Raw genomic sequence first — 17,045 nt, 5'->3', positions numbered from 1 at the left:
ACACGCCATCGATAAGTTGCGGTGAAATAGTTCCCGTTTAACCCCTCCAGACGGCCAAACAGGAACTATTCCACCGCAACTTCCCTTTTTGGCGCAAACAAACCTGGCCTTTGTATCAATAATGGAAACGTCGCAGGTTGAGCATAAGCCAGCGAAAGCCCGCCAGAGTAGGCAAAGCGCCCTCTGCACCAACAATGGAAAGCGCCGCAGGCAGAGGACGGACAGCGAGCGCCGTCCAGAACGTACAAGTTGGCATGAAAAAGGCGAGGCATAGACCTTTTGGTCATGCCTTGCCTTTTGAATGACAAATTGTCGTTCTGGACGGCGCGTAGCGTCGACCGGTTCCGCGGTTTGGTAAAACCGCGGAACAAAAAGTCGCCCCCTCCCGCGCACGGAACGGAAGGGGGCTAAAGGTAGGAGTCTACCGGTGGGTTTACCCCACCGGACAGACGATGACCAGGTGATCCTCTACAGGATCGTCAAGGTTTCCGTGGGGTACCCGTTGGGTACTTAGATCAACACGCAGGCGACGGTCAGGATGATGGCGCAGACGACAGAGAGCGCGACGATGAGCTTAAGGGCAAACTTGAGCCAGGTCGTCCACTCGATCTTGGCCAGGGCGAGACCGCCCATGATGGCGCCGGAGGTCGGGGTGAAAAGGTTCACGACACCGATGGCGGCGGAGAAGATCATGACCATGACCTCAGGCGAGAAGCCGAGCTTAACAGCCAACGGTCCCATGATGGGCATGGAGACGGTGGCCATACCGGAGGTCGAGGGGATCAGGAAGGACAGGCCGAAGTAGACCAGGAAGCTCATGGGAGCGAAGATCACGCCGGACAGGCCAGCCAGGGCATTGGCGGCAGCGTCGAGGACGAAGACATCGAGGCCGGTGTTAGCCATGAGGACGGAGATACCACGGGCGAGGGCGATGACGAGAACAACGGACATCATGTCGGCAGCGCCGGTGATGAAGGTGTTAACGATCTGCTTCTCGGACAGGCCACCGATGATACCGATCAGGACGGCCATGAGGAAGAACCAGGTGGAAGCCTCGTCGAAGTACCACTGGCCAATGGGCAGGCCGGTGATCAGGGCAGACCAGCCCTGGACGACGGCGTTACCGTCGGCGTCGTAGACAGCGCCAGCGTCGAAGAAGTTGGCGACGCCCTCGTTGAGGTCGGCCAGCGGAATGAAGCCGACGATCATGACGACGAAGGTGAAGGCGAAGGCGATCAGAACACCCTTCTGACGACCGGTGAGCTTGACCTCCTTGTGGACCTCGGAAGCAGCCTTGCCGTGAGCCTCTTCGGCGTCCTTGAGCTCCTGCATCGACAGGATGGTGGAACCCTTGTCAGCCTTGACCTTCTTGGCGTAGCTCATCACGAAGAAGATGGACATAGCGGTAGTGACAATCCACAGGACGGCACCGAGGCCGATGATGATGGACTGGTTGACCTCAATGCCAACGCCGGTCAGAGCGTCGACGGCAGCGCCGACGGCGAACGGGTTAACCGTGGAGCCCAGGCAGCCGCAGCCAGCGCCGAGCAGGACGGTAGCGGCACCGACCATGGGGTCGAAACCAGCAGCCATCATGGTAGCGGCGAGCAGGGCGTAGAAGGGAACGGTCTCCTCGCACATACCATAGGTGGTACCACCGAGGGAGAAGATGAGCATCAGCACGGGAATGAGCATAATCTCGTTGCCCTTAAGCTTCTGCACCAGAACGGCGATGCCGTTGTCCAGAGCGCCGGTCTCGGTCATCATGCCGAGGAAGCCGCCCAGGATCATAACGAAGAGGCAGACGGGCAGAGCGTCAGCGAAGCCCTTAATCGGGGCGGTGCAGAAATCGCTCAGACGGGCGGCAGTAACCGCGCCGCCGGACGTGCCGGAGACGATAACGGTAATCACTGCGACAATTGCCAGCAGAGCAAGAAGAATGGTGAACGATGAAGGCATACCGCGCTTTTTCTTAGCGGTCTCAGTCATAGTTCTCATCCCCCCTTCATAAATAATTTACTGATCTCGCCAGAAGCGGCTCTTCCGTGCCGTGCCTGCCGCTTGATGCGAGATTATTACCAGATAAAACCGCTCGGGGTGTGCAGCAATACACCCCGAGCGAGATGCTAGATGCTCTTACTTGAGCGTGGCGTACATGACAGCCTTAATGGTGTGCATGCGGTTCTCGGCCTCGTCGAAGACCTTGGAAGCGGGGCTCTCGAAGACCTCGTCGGTGACCTCCTGCTCGGTGATGCCGAACTGCTCGCACTTCTCGGCGCCAATGGTGGTGTTGGTGTCGTGGAAGCTGGGCAGGCAGTGCAGGAAGATAGCACCCGGGTTGGCCATAGCCATGACCTCGGAGGTAACACGATACGGGGTGAGCTGAGCGATGCGCTCGGCCCAGACCTCGTCGGGCTCGCCCATGGAGACCCACACGTCGGTGTAGATAACGTCGGCACCGGTGACGCCGTCCTTGACGTCGGTGGTCAGCTTGATGGTGCAGCCGTTAGCCTCGGCGATGGGCTTGCAGGCCTCGATGACGTCGTCAGCGGGCATGCACTCCTCGGGGCCGCAGGCCACGAAGTTCATGCCGAGCTTGGAGCAGACGACCATGAGGGAGCGAGCGACATTGTTCTTGCAGTCGCCCATGAAGACGAGGGTCTTGCCCTTGATGTCGTAGTTGAAGTTCTCCTGGACGGTCAGGATGTCGGCGAGCATCTGGGTGGGGTGCCACTCGGTGGTCAGGCCGTTCCACACGGGCACGCCGGACTTAGCAGCGAGCTCCTCGACGTCGTCCTGGGCAAAGCCACGGAACTCGATGCCGTCATACATGCGGCCGAGAACGCGGGCGGTGTCCTCGATGGACTCCTTCTTGCCCATCTGCGACGAACCCGGATCGAGGTAGGTCACGCCCATACCCAGATCCATGCCGCCGACCTCGAAGGCGCAGCGGGTACGAGTGGAGGTCTTCTGGAAGAGCAGAACGATGTTCTTACCCTCGAGATAGCGATGCGGAACGCCAGCGCGCTTCATATCCTTGAAGTTCTTGGAGAGCTTGAGCAGGTACTCGATCTCCTCGGTGGTGAGGTCGAGAAGCTTGAGGAAGCTACGGCCGGAGAGGTTAACACCCATGGTTCGATTCCTTTCGAAGAAATGAATTACGTAAGTATCAGTGTTGCCCGTTTAACGGGCGAAGCCGGTGCGGCTGTAGGGGGACCGCACCGGAAACGGAAAGACTTAGAGGTCCTCGCGCCAGAAGGGCATGCTCATGCAGCGCGGGCCGCCGCGGCCGCGGGAGAGCTCGGCGGAGGGCACGACGAGAAGGTCCAGGCCCTCCTTGTACAGCACGTCGTTGGTGACGGTGTTGCGGGCGTAGACGCAGATCTTGCCGGGCTCGACGCACAGGGTGTTGGAGCCGTCGTTCCACTGCTCGCGGGAGGCCGCGATCGGGTCGCCGCCGCCGCAGGGGATCAGCTTGACCTGGTCGACGCCGGTGGCGTCCTCCAGGACGTGCTCGAGGGTGTCCTCGATCAGGCGGATGTTCACGTCGCCCGGGTTCTTGCCGGCGGTCAGCTCGTAGACGCGCAGGGTGCCCATGATGGCGGGGTGGATCGTGAACTTATCGACGTCGATCTGGGTGAAGACCGTGTCGAGGTGCATGAAGGCGCGCGAGACCGGGATATCGAAGGCCAGGATGCGCTCGACCTTGGAGTCGGAGTTCCAGAAGATGTTCTGGGCCATGACGTCGATCGCGGCGGCCTGGGTGCGCTGGGAGATGCCGACGGCGAGGGTCTTCTCGTTGATGTTCAGCACGTCGCCGCCCTCGGTGTGGAACTGGCAGTCGCGGCGGAAGTACAGCGAGACGTCCTTGTAGTCGGGGTGGTACTTGAAGACGTACTTGCCGTACAGGGTCTCGCGGTTGCGGGTGACCGAGTACATGCGGTTGAGGTTGACGCCCTCGCCGATGACCGCGAACGGGTCGCGGGTGAAGTAGAGGTTGGGCATCGGGTCGATGATCAGGTCGGACTCGGACTCGGAGTTGACCAGGGAGTCGAGGGTCGTGGACGCCGTGAGGGGCATGTCGATCTCGGACTTGGTCATGCCGGCCATGGTCTTCTTGACGAACTCGAGGTTGTCCTCGATGGAGTCCAGCTTCTCGCGGACGATCTGCGGCATGTGCTGGCCGCGGATGCCTGCCTCGGCGATGTACTGGTCGGTGAACTCGGCGCGGGCGCCGGGGACCTGGTCGAACACCTCGGCGACGAGGTTCTCGAGATAGAGGACCTCCACGCCCTGGTCCCTCAGGATCTGGGCGAAGGTGTCGTGCTCCTGCTGCGCGACCTCCAGGAACGGGACGTCGTCGAACAGGAGTCGCTCGAGCTCGTCGGGCGGCAGGTTGAGGAGCTCGTCGCCGGGACGGTGCAGGCAGACCTTCCTGAGCTTGCCGATCTCGGAAGGCACGTGCAGACCTTTCGTCATGGCCTCCTACCTTTCTTTCGGGCCCTTGTCAGGGCCGATTCGTTAGCGCCCCTCCGTGTGAGGCGTTATTGCTGACGACATATTTATATCCAAAATCAGCTCATACTTCCACCTTGCCCCCGAACGGTTTTTTATAGGGGGTGAACGGCATACACATATACTTCACGCATGGCACACTTCATCTTAATAAAGCGTATTTACGTGCTTAAACGCGTTTTCAATCCTGAAATCAAATGGAACTAAACTTTGCTAAACTATCCTTAAATTGCATATTTACAATAAAGCTATGAATAGAAGTAGCGGTTCATACCGTGTCTCAACCATTTTCAATTTTATTCAGAAAAAAGTTTGTCCTATTCATTTCTGGTAAATAAATTACCGTTTACCAAACGCTTGATACCGTTCACCGGAAACTCAGTATAAGGCCCAGCGGATACCGACTCGCTTTACGGCTCCATTTGTAACAACTTGACTTCTCGGTATAGAAAAATGGACCCGCTTCCCCTAGGGAAACGGGTCCATTTTCGATTATCTTCGGCCAATTTAGATAAGGCCTTCGAAGATCACCGGAATCCTAGCGATCAAACTCCGCCAGCGCCTCGCCCAAAAGCCTCAGGCCCTCACGCAGAACGTCCTCGCTCGCGCAGTAGCCCAGGCGTGCGCCACAGGGAAGCTCAAAGCGGCTGCCGGGTACCAGCAGCACTCCCCTCTCGGACAGCAGGCGCTTGCAGAACTCCTCGTCGTCCTCGGGAATATCCAGCTGGATAAACGAGGTAGACACGCCCTGCGGGGCCGTCCAGGAAACGCGATGCTGCGTATCGATCCAAGCCTGCGCGATATCGCGGTTGCCAAACACGATCTTGCGATTGCGCTCAAGGATCTTGTCCTTGTGCTCAAGCACATAGGTCGCCAGGGCATCGTTGAACACGCCGCCGCAGATCATGGTGTAATCGCGATAGGTACGGATGCGGTTGGACACCTCTTCGTCTGCCACGACCCAGCCCACGCGGGCCGCAGGCGTCGAATAGGTCTTCGACAACGAGTTGGTGACAACGGCACTCTCGTACACGTCGACCATCGACATAAAGGACTCAGTGTTTTCGAGCGGCAGATACACCTCGTCGCACAGCACGTAGGCGCCCACCGAACGGGCGATCTCGGCAATCTGGCCGAGCATATCGGCATCGAGTACCGTACCGATGGGGTTCGATGCGTTGTTGATGCAGATGAGCTTGGTGTTGGGGCGCACCAAGCGCTTGAGTCCCTCGATATCGGGCTTCCAGCCGAGCTCCTCGCGAAGCTCCCAATACTCGACCTCGGCGCCCAGCGTGCGCGGAATCTCGTAGAGCGGCGCGTAGGTGGGCCACTCGGCGATAACATCGTCGCCGGGCTCGACCACAGCCATGATGGCGTTGGGGTTAGCGCCCGTGCAGCCATTGGTCTGCAGAATGTGATCGGGATTGACCTCCCGACGATACAGCTTGGCAACCTCGGCCTTAAACTCCGGCGAGCCCTCGATCCAGCCGTAGTTCATCTTCTCGCGGTCCAGGCGCTCGTAGAACGTGGCGCCGTCCTGTTCATCGAGCGCGCGCAGCTCGCCCATGGTGAGCGACGAGATCGTCGACTGGGCGATGTCCCACGTGGCACTTTTCTCCCAAACGTTGAGCCATTCCTCAACGCCAATCGTCTTGATGTCCATGGCCAAGCTCCTTACAAAAGCAGTCATCCAATCGTGTTGACGTTCCTCATACAAGATTGGGGCGGTGCGAAAACCCGCACCGCCCCAATGGGAGACATCTAATGGCAGCTAGATGTATGTATTATGACCTGTACGGGTCCTTGAAGACCCTAGAGGTCCTCGCGCCAGAAGGGCATGCTCATGCAGCGCGGGCCGCCGCGGCCGCGGGAGAGCTCGGCGGAGGGCACGACGAGAAGGTCCAGGCCCTCCTTGTACAGCACGTCGTTGGTGACGGTGTTGCGGGCGTAGACGCAGATCTTGCCGGGCTCGACGCACAGGGTGTTGGAGCCGTCGTTCCACTGCTCGCGGGAGGCCGCGATCGGGTCGCCGCCGCCGCAGGGGATCAGCTTGACCTGGTCGACGCCGGTGGCGTCCTCCAGGACGTGCTCGAGGGTGTCCTCGATCAGGCGGATGTTCACGTCGCCCGGGTTCTTGCCGGCGGTCAGCTCGTAGACGCGCAGGGTGCCCATGATGGCGGGGTGGATCGTGAACTTATCGACGTCGATCTGGGTGAAGACCGTGTCGAGGTGCATGAAGGCGCGCGAGACCGGGATATCGAAGGCCAGGATGCGCTCGACCTTGGAGTCGGAGTTCCAGAAGATGTTCTGGGCCATGACGTCGATCGCGGCGGCCTGGGTGCGCTGGGAGATGCCGACGGCGAGGGTCTTCTCGTTGATGTTCAGCACGTCGCCGCCCTCGGTGTGGAACTGGCAGTCGCGGCGGAAGTACAGCGAGACGTCCTTGTAGTCGGGGTGGTACTTGAAGACGTACTTGCCGTACAGGGTCTCGCGGTTGCGGGTGACCGAGTACATGCGGTTGAGGTTGACGCCCTCGCCGATGACCGCGAACGGGTCGCGGGTGAAGTAGAGGTTGGGCATCGGGTCGATGATCAGGTCGGACTCGGACTCGGAGTTGACCAGGGAGTCGAGGGTCGTGGACGCCGTGAGGGGCATGTCGATCTCGGACTTGGTCATGCCGGCCATGGTCTTCTTGACGAACTCGAGGTTGTCCTCGATGGAGTCCAGCTTCTCGCGGACGATCTGCGGCATGTGCTGGCCGCGGATGCCTGCCTCGGCGATGTACTGGTCGGTGAACTCGGCGCGGGCGCCGGGGACCTGGTCGAACACCTCGGCGACGAGGTTCTCGAGATAGAGGACCTCCACGCCCTGGTCCCTCAGGATCTGGGCGAAGGTGTCGTGCTCCTGCTGCGCGACCTCCAGGAACGGGACGTCGTCGAACAGGAGTCGCTCGAGCTCGTCGGGCGGCAGGTTGAGGAGCTCGTCGCCGGGACGGTGCAGGCAGACCTTCCTGAGCTTGCCGATCTCGGAAGGCACGTGCAGACCTTTCGTCATGGCCTCCTACCTTTCTTTCGGGCCTTTCGGCCGAATCTCTCAGCGCCCTTCCATAGCGGACGCTGCTTGCTGACAGCTCTAGTTATATCCAAATTCCACCCGCAATTCCACCTCGCCACCGAACGGTCAACAAAGTGCGATGAACGGTATATCGCATGAGATTCCCCCATAATGTACTTCGGCGTTCTAAAGTAACTTTTCTAAGGTAAACGCTCTTTTTTCCTAAAAACTATTTGCAATTGCATCTCTAAACTTTTGATTCAGAATTGCATAGCTAAATCGGTTTTATGTATATAAATGATGTTTGTTTACGTTTCCGCCTGCATTCAATGATATTCAGCTATCCATCATTCTTATTCACACTTACGTACCAGTTGAGTGAGGATATAGACCGCTTGCAGACGAGCAGGGCGTCAGTCCTATGACTTGTCAGCGTAAGAAGTAGGTAAAGATACCGTTCGCACAATACGTCCGTGCCACAAGTCGACTAAATTGAGACAATAGTGAATAGGGTTAGGCTACCGTCCCCTGCGGGGACTGAACGGACAGATGCATATGCCGAGCAAAATCGAAAAAAAGCAAGCCGCCGCAAAGCTGCGCAAACCGCCTCGCGACTTCTCGTACACGCAGAACCGAGAGCTCAGCTGGCTACGCTTTGACAACCGTGTGCTTGACGAAGCCTTCGATGAGACCGTTCCGCTGTTCGAGCGTCTAAAGTTCGTGTCGATTTTCGAGTCTAACCTCGACGAGTTTCTCATGGTGCGCGTGGGCGGCCTGTCCGATCTGGCAGAGCTCAAAAAGCAACCTGTCGACAACAAGAGCAATATGACCGCCTCCGAACAGGTCGATGCTGTCATGGCCGAAATGCCCGGGCTCCTTACCCGTTGGGAGTCCATCTTTAAGAGCATCGAGGGCAAGCTCGACACCTTGGGCGTTCACCGCGCCCGCATCGATTCGCTTACGCCCGAGGAGCGCACCTTTGTAACCCGCTACTTCCAGGCCTACGTGTCGCCGGTCATCTCGCCGCTGGTCATCGATCCTCGCCACCCCTTCCCCAACCTACGCAATGGCGCGCTCTATCTGGCCTGTGGTCTGGACGGCGCCACCGACGAGGAGAGCCTGCTGGGCCTTATCGAGATTCCCGCCTCGATGAACCGCGTGGTCGAGATCCCCTCGCCCACCGGCACCTACTCCTACATCTTGCTCGAGGACGTCATCCTCGCCTGCCTGGACAGCTGCTTTGGCTCCTATAAGCCGCTGGATCGTGCGCTGATCCGCGTCACCCGCAACGCCGACATCGATCCGGACGGCGAGGGCGTCGAAGAGGAAGAGGACTACCGCCAGCACATGAAGCGCATCCTCAAGAAGCGCCTGCGTCTGCAGCCGGTAGTGCTCGCGGTCTCGGGGTCGCTCGAGAAGGCAACGCTCAAGACCATCCGCAAGGCGCTCGAGCTTTCGCGCCGCTCTGTCTTTACCTGCGATATCCCGCTCGACCTGGGCTACGTCTTTGGCATTGAGGGCAAGATTCCCGAGCACCTGCGCAACGAGCTGCTCTTTACGCCGTTTAGGCCGCAGCCCAATCCCACCATCGACATGACCCGCTCCATCCGCGAGCAGGTGCTGCAGCACGACAAGCTGCTCTTTTATCCCTACGAGGCCATGAACCCCTTCCTGGATCTGGTGCACGAGGCCGCCTACGACCCCGAGTGCATCTCGCTGCGCATCACGCTCTACCGCGTGGCCAAGCAGAGCCGCCTGTGCGAGTCGCTGATCGATGCTGCCGAGAACGGCAAAGAGGTCACGGTGCTCATGGAACTTCGTGCCCGCTTTGACGAGCAGAACAACATCGAGTGGGCCGAGCGCCTGGAAGAGGCCGGCTGCACCGTCATCTATGGTTCCGAGGGCTTTAAATGCCACTCAAAGATCTGCCAGCTCACTTATCGCGAGGGCATGGCGCTAACGCGCCTCACGCTTTTGGGCACCGGCAACTTTAACGAGAAGACGGCCAAACTCTACAGCGACTTTATGCTCATGACAGCCCATCCCGGCATCGGCGAGGACGCCAACCTGTTCTTCCGCAATCTGTCGCTGGGCAACCTGCGCGGCGACTACCGCTTCCTGGGTGTGGCGCCCGTCGGACTGAAACCGCTCATCATGCGCGGGCTTGACCGCGAGATCCAGCGCGCCCTTGCCGGCGAGCCCGCCCGCGTGTTCTTTAAGCTCAACTCGCTGACCGACCGCGAGGTTATCGACAAGATCGCCGAGGCATCGTGTGCCGGCGTGCGCGTAGACATGATCATCCGCGGCATCTCGTGCCTCAAGCCCGGTGTTCCGGGCAAGACCGAGAACGTGCATGTCCGCTCCATCGTCGGACGCTTTTTGGAGCACGCGCGCGTCTATGCTTTCGGCGTGGACTCGGACATGATTTACCTGAGCTCGGCAGACATGATGACGCGCAACACCGAGCACCGCGTGGAGATTGCCTTCCCCGTGCTCGACCCCACCTGCCGCGCCCTAGTGCACGAGTACATGGGCATGCAGCTGCGCGACAACGTGAAGGCCCGCAGCCTCACGAGCGACGGCACCTGGGTCCCCGTGGAGCGTGCAGGGGGTGAGAAACCCTTCAACTCGCAGGAAGCCCTGCTGGAGCGTGCCTATCGCAACGCCGAGGCCGCGCCCGAGCCCGTCATTGAGGCGGAACCTGCCCCCGAGGCCGAGCCGCAGCCAGTAGCACCCAAGGTCCAAGAGGTCCAGGCGACCGTCATTGAGCCCGAGCCTGCACCTGCACCTCAGCCAGATCCGCAGGTCACCAAGCCCGCGCCCGAGACGAGCGCCCGTCGCGATAAGCCCGCCGGCAAGACCAAGGCCATCGAGCGCCATCGCCCCGGCCGCGTGCGCATGGGCCTGGGTCTGATCGGCCTGGGTCTTAAGACGCTCATTACCGGCAAGACGAAATAGTCGTTTGTAGAAGCAGTTTGTAGAAGCGCCCCGCATTTGAGGAAAGCCTCGGATGCGGGGCGCTTTTCCCTGCTACCATGGTGCGAACAACAACGCGAATGACAGGCAGGAATATGAAGCTCACTATAGAATCGATGACCTACGGCGCCGACGGGCTGGCGCACGCCGACAACGGCAAGGCCGTCTTTGTGCAGGGCGCCGTGGCAGGCGACACCGTCGAGGCCGAGGTCGTACAGGACGGCAAGTCGTTCATGCGTGCCCGCACCACCGAGATTCTGGAGCCAAGCCCCGATCGCATTCAGCCTCCCTGCCCCTTCGTGGGCATCTGCGGCGGCTGCTCGTGGGGCAATCTCTCACGCACGGCACAGCTCGCCGCCAAGGAGCAAAATCTGCGCTCCACGCTCGAGCGTATCGGCAAGTTCAGCCCCGATCAAGTCGATGAACTGGTGCAACCCATCCGCCACACCAAGGATGATTGGGGCTACCGCAATAAAATCGAACTCGAGCCGACCGTTGTAAACGGCCGCGTGCGTCTTGGCATGCACGGTGTCGATCCTCGCAAGATCGTGACCGTCGATTCGTGCCCGTTGTTCGACAAACGCTTCCCCAAGGCACTCAAATCGGTCGTCGGCGCGCTCAATTATCTGAGCGGCAGCCACGACCTGGGCCTTGAGCGCGTGGGCATTCGCGCCTCGCGTCGCACCAAGGCACTCGAGGTGGCGCTCTGGACGCCTACGGGCTCTTTCCCGCGCTCGCAAGTCTCGCGCGTGTTGGCAGACGCCGCGCACCCCACAAGTGTCGTACGCGTGATGAGCAAGGGCGAAAAGAAGGCCCGCCGTGTTTCCAAGGTCGAAATGCTCGCCGGAGAGGGCTCATGGACCGAGAATATCGCCGAGGGTCAGATGCGCTTGTCTGCCCCGTCTTTTTTCCAGGTCAACACCAAGGGTGCCGAGATTTTGATCGAGCTTGTCATGGAAGCGCTCGATCCGCAGGAAGACGAGCTTGCCGTGGACCTGTACTGCGGTGCCGGCACCTTTACCCTGCCGCTCGCCCGCCGCTGCGACTTTGTCGCCGCCGTCGAGGCCTACGGCCCCGCCGTGCGCGACCTGCGCCGTAACCTGGAGATCAACAAGCTTGATAACGTCGACGTCATTGGCGGAGACGCGGTGCGCGAGTTCCCCGACCAGGATGCCGACGTCTTGGTGGTCGACCCGCCGCGCGCAGGCCTCGCCCCCGAAGCGATCGACCTTATCGCCAGCACGAGTGCCCGCGATGTCGCCTACGTGAGCTGCGACCCGGCCACCCTGGCGCGCGATCTCAAACGCTTTGTCGAAGAAGGCACCTTCTCCCCCGTAAAGATCGCGCCAGTCGACCTGTTCCCACAAACCTTCCACTGCGAGACCGTCGTCCACCTTAGACGCAACTAGCCACTTAATCATTGCTCAGAAAAATCATTGGGAAATCGAGCGTGGCAAGCGGAGGTCTTCGGGGTATAAGACGGCTAATTGTATGCCGCCTATGAAAGGAACCCTCATGCCCAGCGTTGCCGTTCTCGCCGCCGATGGCTTTGAAACTATTGAATGCTTGACCATGGTCGATGTCATGCGTCGCGGCGGCGTGCGTGCCACGCTCGTCTCGATTATGCCCACGCGTGAGGTCGTAAGCTCGCTGCAGATCCCCGTGACCTGCGATGCGCTCTTTGATGAGATCAACTTTGACGAGTACGACTGCGTCGTGCTGCCCGGCGGCCTGCCCGGTGCCACCAACCTGCGCGCCGATCAGCGTGTCTGTGACGTGGTCTGCGAGTTCGCCGCGACCAAGCACGTCGCCGCCATCTGCGCCGCCCCGTTTATCCTGGGCGAGCTCGACCTGCTCGAGGGGCGCCACGCCACGTGCTTCCCTGGCTTTGAGAAAAGCTTCCCCGAAGGCGCCTATACCGGCGAGAAGGTCACGCAAGACGGCAACATCATCACTGCCAGCGGCATGGCACAGTCACTCCCCTTTGCATTGGAGCTGCTGCGCACGCTCGCCGGCGACAAGGCCGTCGAGAAGGTCGCCGAGGGCATCCAACTATGATTTTGGCTTCCCAATCGCCGCGCCGCATCGAGTTGATGCGCGAGGCAGGCTACAACATTCGCGTGATTCCCGCGGATATCGACGAAACGCCCTTTGATGGCGAGGCCCCGCTCACGCTTGTCGAGCGCTTGGCACGCGCCAAGGCGGCTGCCGTTGCTGCCGAGTATGCCGAGCCCAATGAGCTGACGGTCGCGGCCGACACCATCGTCACCTTTGACGGCAAGATTCTGGGCAAGCCGGCAACCGAGGACGAGGCGCGCACCATGCTCCGTGAGCTTTCGGGCCGCACGCACCAGGTCGCAACCGGCGTCTGCATCGTTAAAGCCGGCGACGCTACAGCCCCGCATGCCGCCGAGAGCCTATCCTTTGTCGATGTGACCGACGTGACGTTCTACGAGCTCACCGACGAGCAGATCGAGCGCTACGTCGCCTCGGGTGAGCCCATGGACAAGGCCGGCGCCTACGGCATTCAGGGCACAGGCGGACGCATGCTCGTGCACGATATTTCGGGCGACTTCTATAACGTGGTGGGCCTACCCATCGCCCGCGTCGCGCGCGCGATTCAAAAACTCTCGTAATTGCATCTGGCGCTGGGTATTCCCCAGCGCCTACAATTTTGGCGTACCGTACGGATCCCGACCGGGCACAAGGCGCGGCGGAAAACCGATAGGAGTTAAACATGGATACACTGCTCGAGGCCATTGACGTCTGCGATGTCGATGGCTTTTGCTATGGCAACTATACGGACGAGGAGGCCGGCACCGGTTGCACCGTAATCGTGGCACCCGAGGGCGCCACCGGCGGTGTTGACGTTCGCGGCGGTGCTCCCGCTTCGCGCGAAACCGACCTGCTGCGACCTGAGAACACCGTCGACAAGGTCCACGCCGTCTGCCTTTCGGGCGGATCGGCCTTTGGCCTCGAGGCTGCAAGCGGCGTCGCTCGCGAGCTTGAGAGCCGCGGCATCGGCCTTCCCGTCGGCCCCACGCAGGTGCCTATCGTGTGCTCCAGCTGCATCTTCGACCTTGCCTTTGGCGACCCCACCGTGCGCCCCGACATTGAGGCCGGCATCGCCGCCGTGTGCGAAGCACTCGACCACACCCCCACCAAGCTCGAACAGGGCAACGTAGGCGCCGGCACGGGCGCCACCGTGGGTAAGCTCATGGGGCCCGCCACCTGCATGAAGGCCGGCCTTGGAGCTGCCGCCGTGGCACTCGGCCCCATCAAGGTGGGCGCCGTGGTCTCGGTCAACGCCTGCGGCAACGTTGTCGACCCCTTCACCGGCGAGTGGGTCGCCGGCATGCGCGCCGCAGCCGATAGCGACCAGATCGTCGACATGGAACTCGCAGCCTTTGCCGCCGCCGGATCCATGCAGATGCCGCTCGACCGCACCAACACCACCATCAGCTGCATCGTCACCAACGTGGAACTCACTAAGGTACAAGCCACCAAGGTCTCCCAGATGGCCGCAGACGCCTACGCACATGCCATCCGTCCCACGCACACCACCAACGACGGCGACACCATCTACACCCTCGCCAGCGGCAAACTGGGCGCCCAGGCAAGCGCCGCCATTCCCCTAGACCTACTGGGCATGCTCGCAGTAAGGGCCCTACAGACCGCCATCGTAAACGGAGCCAAAACCGCCAAAACCTCCCACGGCATCCCCGGCGCCGCAAAGTAAACTAGCTCGTCCGGTTGCCCGGTGGGGCTTGGTTATGTTTGCTGCTCTACAGTCCTGGCTCGCACGAAGAGCACATTAAGTGCTCTTCGGCTCGTGCGGAACTCGCGACAAACATAACCAAGCCCCACCGGGCAACCTACCAACCAAGTCTTTTCAGCCCAGGCCCCTGTGTACCGCGCGTCTAAGATCTTCAAATTCAGGCACCCTGACAATCGATTCTTATAGCAGAGGCCCCTTGACCTTTAGTTTGATACAAGTTCCGCACGAGCCGGAAAGCACTTAATGTGCTTTCCGTGCGAGCAGGACTGTTCGCAGTAGCAAACTAAAGGCCAAGGGGCCCAGTCAACCTATCAGCAGCGATTACTCGGCAGCTAGTTGAATTTGAAGATCTTTGAGGCAAGACGGTATAGGCCGAGTGTGGTTTTGTCTCCGGCCCGTCCGCGCAGATTGGTGAAGAACCCGACCACGCCGTAGCGGGCACGACGATACATGCGCTCGTCGTAGGCCTTCAAATCATTCCACAGCGTCTTTAGGCGCTCGTCGGCGCAATCTTCCTCGGAAAGCTTGGTGAGCACCGAGCAGATCGCCATCATCATGATGAAATAGCCCATCATGTACGAGCGCAGACGCGACGACTCAACATCGCTGTACAGGTGGTACGACTCCATCATGATGCGCGTCACACGGAACTGCTGGTCCAGACGCTTGACCATCGTGGCCTCGTTGACACTCTGGCCCTCGCGACCGATAAAGTAGCGATAGAGGTCGATGTCGGCGTAGTACATGGTCTTGCAACGCGGCAGCGGCACGTAGGCGTAGATGTTGTCCACATAGAACGTGTGCGGCGGCATGGGAAGGTTGGACTCGCGCAGCACATCCGTGCGATAGCACAGGCTGTGCATGAGTAGGTTCTGGTCCAGGCGGAAATGACCGATCTGATCCCAGGAAAAGATCTTTTTGCGCGGCAGGGCAAATTTGTAGCCAATAGCGGTATGCGTGCCCTCGTAAACCTTCTCGTACACGTAGTTCGAGATAAACAGGTCAACGCGCTGGTCACGCTCTTCAAAGCCACGCAGAATCGACAGCATAGTCGAAAGAGCCGCAGCATCGAGCCAGTCATCCGAGTCGACGACCTTGTAGTAGGTGCCCTGTGCCTCGCGCAGACCCGAAAGGACGGCAATACCGTGGCCGCCGTTCTCCTGGTGCACCGCGCGAATGATACCGGGATAACGTGCCTCCCACTCGTCGGCCTTATCGGCCGTCTCGTCCTTGGAGCCGTCGTCCACTACGATAATCTCGATATCGGTGGCGTAATTGCTCCCCTCCAAGATGGAGGTGATGCAATGGTCCATGTCCTTGGCGGCGTTATACGAGGGAATACCGAATGTTATGACTTTATGCATGGCAGGCGATAATCTCATCCGAAAGATCAAGGGCGGAATTGGTCACAGCGTCCATATCGTAGTAACGATACTCGGCCAGACGACCCACCGGGTGGAAGTTCGTCAGGTTCTGGACGCGCTCAAGATAGCGCTCATAGAGCTCACGGTTCTCGGGCTCAAGAATGGCGTAGTACGGTGTCTCGCCCGAGCCGGGCGTATAGGCCTTGGAGTACTCCTTCATGATGGTGGTCTTGCCGGGCAGGACCTGACCGGTCATGTTCTTGAACTCGGTGATGCGCGTGTAGTCCTCGCTCGTGGTGTAGTTGACGGTGCCCACGGGCTGGAACTGGTCCATATCGAGCGTCTCGAACTTCATATCGAGCGTGCGGTACGGCAACGCACCCAAGTCGAGGTTGAACAGCTCGTCGAGTGGACCGGTATAGACAATCTCGCCACCATAGACCTTGCCGTCGATCTTGACGGTGGTCTCGTCGATCTCAAAGAGATCGCGGGCGTCCACGTCGCAGAACACGTCGATCAGGTCGTGGTCGAGCATGTGCTCAAAGAGCGCCGTGTAGCCCTCCTGCGGCATGCCCTGGAAGGGGGCTTGCGGGAAGTAGCGGTCATCATCGCCCACAAAGACGGGAACGCGGCCGGTGATCGAGGGATCGATCTGATCGGGCGTCTGGCCCCACTGCTTCATGGTGTAATGCAAAAAGACGTTCTCGTAGACGTAATCGGCGACCTCGGCCAAGTCGGGGTCGTTCTTCTTACGCAGCTCCATAATGGGCACCTTGACATCCTTGCCAAAGGTCTCCACGAGCTTCTGATACAGCTCCTCGCCGCGCTCGTCACCAAAGGCGAGCTTGAGACTCGCATGGTTGAAGGGCACGGGCATAAGGGTACCGTTGATGTTGGCGAGCACCTTGTGCTGATAATCCGTCCACTTGGTAAAGCGCGACAGGAAATTGTGCACGCGCTCGTTAAAGGTGTGATAGATATGCGGACCGTACTCGTGGATCAGGATTCCGGCCTCGTCAGTGCAGTCATAGGCATTGCCCGCAATGTGGCTACGGCGCTCCAAAACGGCAACACGATAGCCGATGGTCTCGGCGAGACGGCGGGCGCAAACGGCACCGGCATATCCAGCACCGACGACAATCATGTCGTACGCGCCGGCGTTAAAGCCTTCAGGCAGGCCTGAGGTAATCTGCATCGATACTCCTTGTCAAAAGCCACGGGCTCGTTAGCTGGGCTTTTCTCGAACATTCTTCGAGACATATTTATCAGAGCGATTATAGCGCTAATGCGTCCTATAATGAGCTTGCCACACAAGGAAAGCTCAAGCACCGCGGCGAACATAATTGAAAGGTAAACCC

General features: G+C 59.9%; 12 protein-coding genes. 5 read left to right on the top strand and 7 right to left on the bottom strand.

All coding sequences use genetic code 11. The annotated features are described in order from the left end of the window. Positions 1–510: 510 nt before the first annotated feature. The 5 genes from AAAV44_RS02495 to arcA (AAAV44_RS02475) form a co-directional block, all read right to left on the bottom strand. Complete coding sequence (locus AAAV44_RS02495) at positions 511–1,989, bottom strand: YfcC family protein (protein WP_148332921.1); 1,479 nt, start codon at positions 1,987–1,989, stop codon at positions 511–513. Positions 1,990–2,136: 147 nt separating this feature from the next. Further along, on the bottom strand, positions 2,137–3,132 hold the full coding sequence (gene argF / locus AAAV44_RS02490; RefSeq protein WP_006234279.1) for an ornithine carbamoyltransferase: 996 nt from the start codon (positions 3,130–3,132) through the stop codon (positions 2,137–2,139). 105 nt (positions 3,133–3,237) lie between these two features. Next, complete coding sequence (gene arcA, locus AAAV44_RS02485) at positions 3,238–4,479, bottom strand: arginine deiminase (RefSeq protein WP_349088903.1); 1,242 nt, start codon at positions 4,477–4,479, stop codon at positions 3,238–3,240. 574 nt (positions 4,480–5,053) lie between these two features. After that, positions 5,054–6,178, bottom strand: coding sequence for an aminotransferase (locus tag AAAV44_RS02480; protein ID WP_349114399.1), 1,125 nt, complete (start codon positions 6,176–6,178; stop codon positions 5,054–5,056). 149 nt (positions 6,179–6,327) lie between these two features. Beyond that, the gene (gene arcA / locus AAAV44_RS02475) at positions 6,328–7,569 is read right to left on the bottom strand and encodes an arginine deiminase (protein WP_349088903.1); all 1,242 of its coding nucleotides are present in this window, start codon (positions 7,567–7,569) and stop codon (positions 6,328–6,330) included. A gap of 555 nt (positions 7,570–8,124) precedes the next feature. Here arcA (AAAV44_RS02475) and ppk1 point away from each other — a divergent pair. The 5 genes from ppk1 (at position 8,125) to AAAV44_RS02450 (ending at position 14,284) form a co-directional block, all read left to right on the top strand. Then, positions 8,125–10,527, top strand: coding sequence for a polyphosphate kinase 1 (gene ppk1, locus AAAV44_RS02470; RefSeq protein ID WP_349114397.1), 2,403 nt, complete (start codon positions 8,125–8,127; stop codon positions 10,525–10,527). Positions 10,528–10,625: 98 nt separating this feature from the next. Further along, entirely contained in the window at positions 10,626–11,954 is a 1,329-nt protein-coding gene (rlmD, locus tag AAAV44_RS02465) for a 23S rRNA (uracil(1939)-C(5))-methyltransferase RlmD (RefSeq protein WP_349114396.1), read from the top strand. Positions 11,955–12,060: 106 nt separating this feature from the next. Beyond that, on the top strand, positions 12,061–12,603 hold the full coding sequence (locus AAAV44_RS02460; protein WP_055287259.1) for a DJ-1 family glyoxalase III: 543 nt from the start codon (positions 12,061–12,063) through the stop codon (positions 12,601–12,603). After that, positions 12,600–13,181, top strand: a complete 582-nt coding sequence (locus AAAV44_RS02455) for a Maf family protein (protein ID WP_161115927.1) — start codon at positions 12,600–12,602, stop codon at positions 13,179–13,181. Before AAAV44_RS02460 ends, AAAV44_RS02455 begins: the two co-directional genes overlap by 4 nt. Before the next feature lie 101 nt (positions 13,182–13,282). Further along, on the top strand, positions 13,283–14,284 hold the full coding sequence (locus tag AAAV44_RS02450; RefSeq protein WP_349114395.1) for a P1 family peptidase: 1,002 nt from the start codon (positions 13,283–13,285) through the stop codon (positions 14,282–14,284). 371 nt (positions 14,285–14,655) lie between these two features. On the opposite strand, the gene AAAV44_RS02445 is transcribed toward AAAV44_RS02450, so the two are convergent. Beyond that, positions 14,656–15,687 carry a glycosyltransferase family 2 protein gene (locus AAAV44_RS02445; protein ID WP_349114394.1) on the bottom strand — a complete coding sequence of 344 codons (1,032 nt, stop codon included), beginning with the start codon at positions 15,685–15,687 and terminating at the stop codon, positions 14,656–14,658. Next, the gene (glf, locus tag AAAV44_RS02440) at positions 15,680–16,882 is read right to left on the bottom strand and encodes a UDP-galactopyranose mutase (protein WP_195361192.1); all 1,203 of its coding nucleotides are present in this window, start codon (positions 16,880–16,882) and stop codon (positions 15,680–15,682) included. Before glf ends, AAAV44_RS02445 begins: the two co-directional genes overlap by 8 nt. Positions 16,883–17,045: the final 163 nt, after the last annotated feature.

It is taken from the genome of Collinsella sp. CLA-AP-H1, from assembly GCF_040092945.1.
Lineage (GTDB): Bacteria > Actinomycetota > Coriobacteriia > Coriobacteriales > Coriobacteriaceae > Collinsella.
The sequence above is the reverse complement of the archived record's forward strand: the minus strand, read 5'-3'. Positions and strand labels throughout refer to the sequence as shown.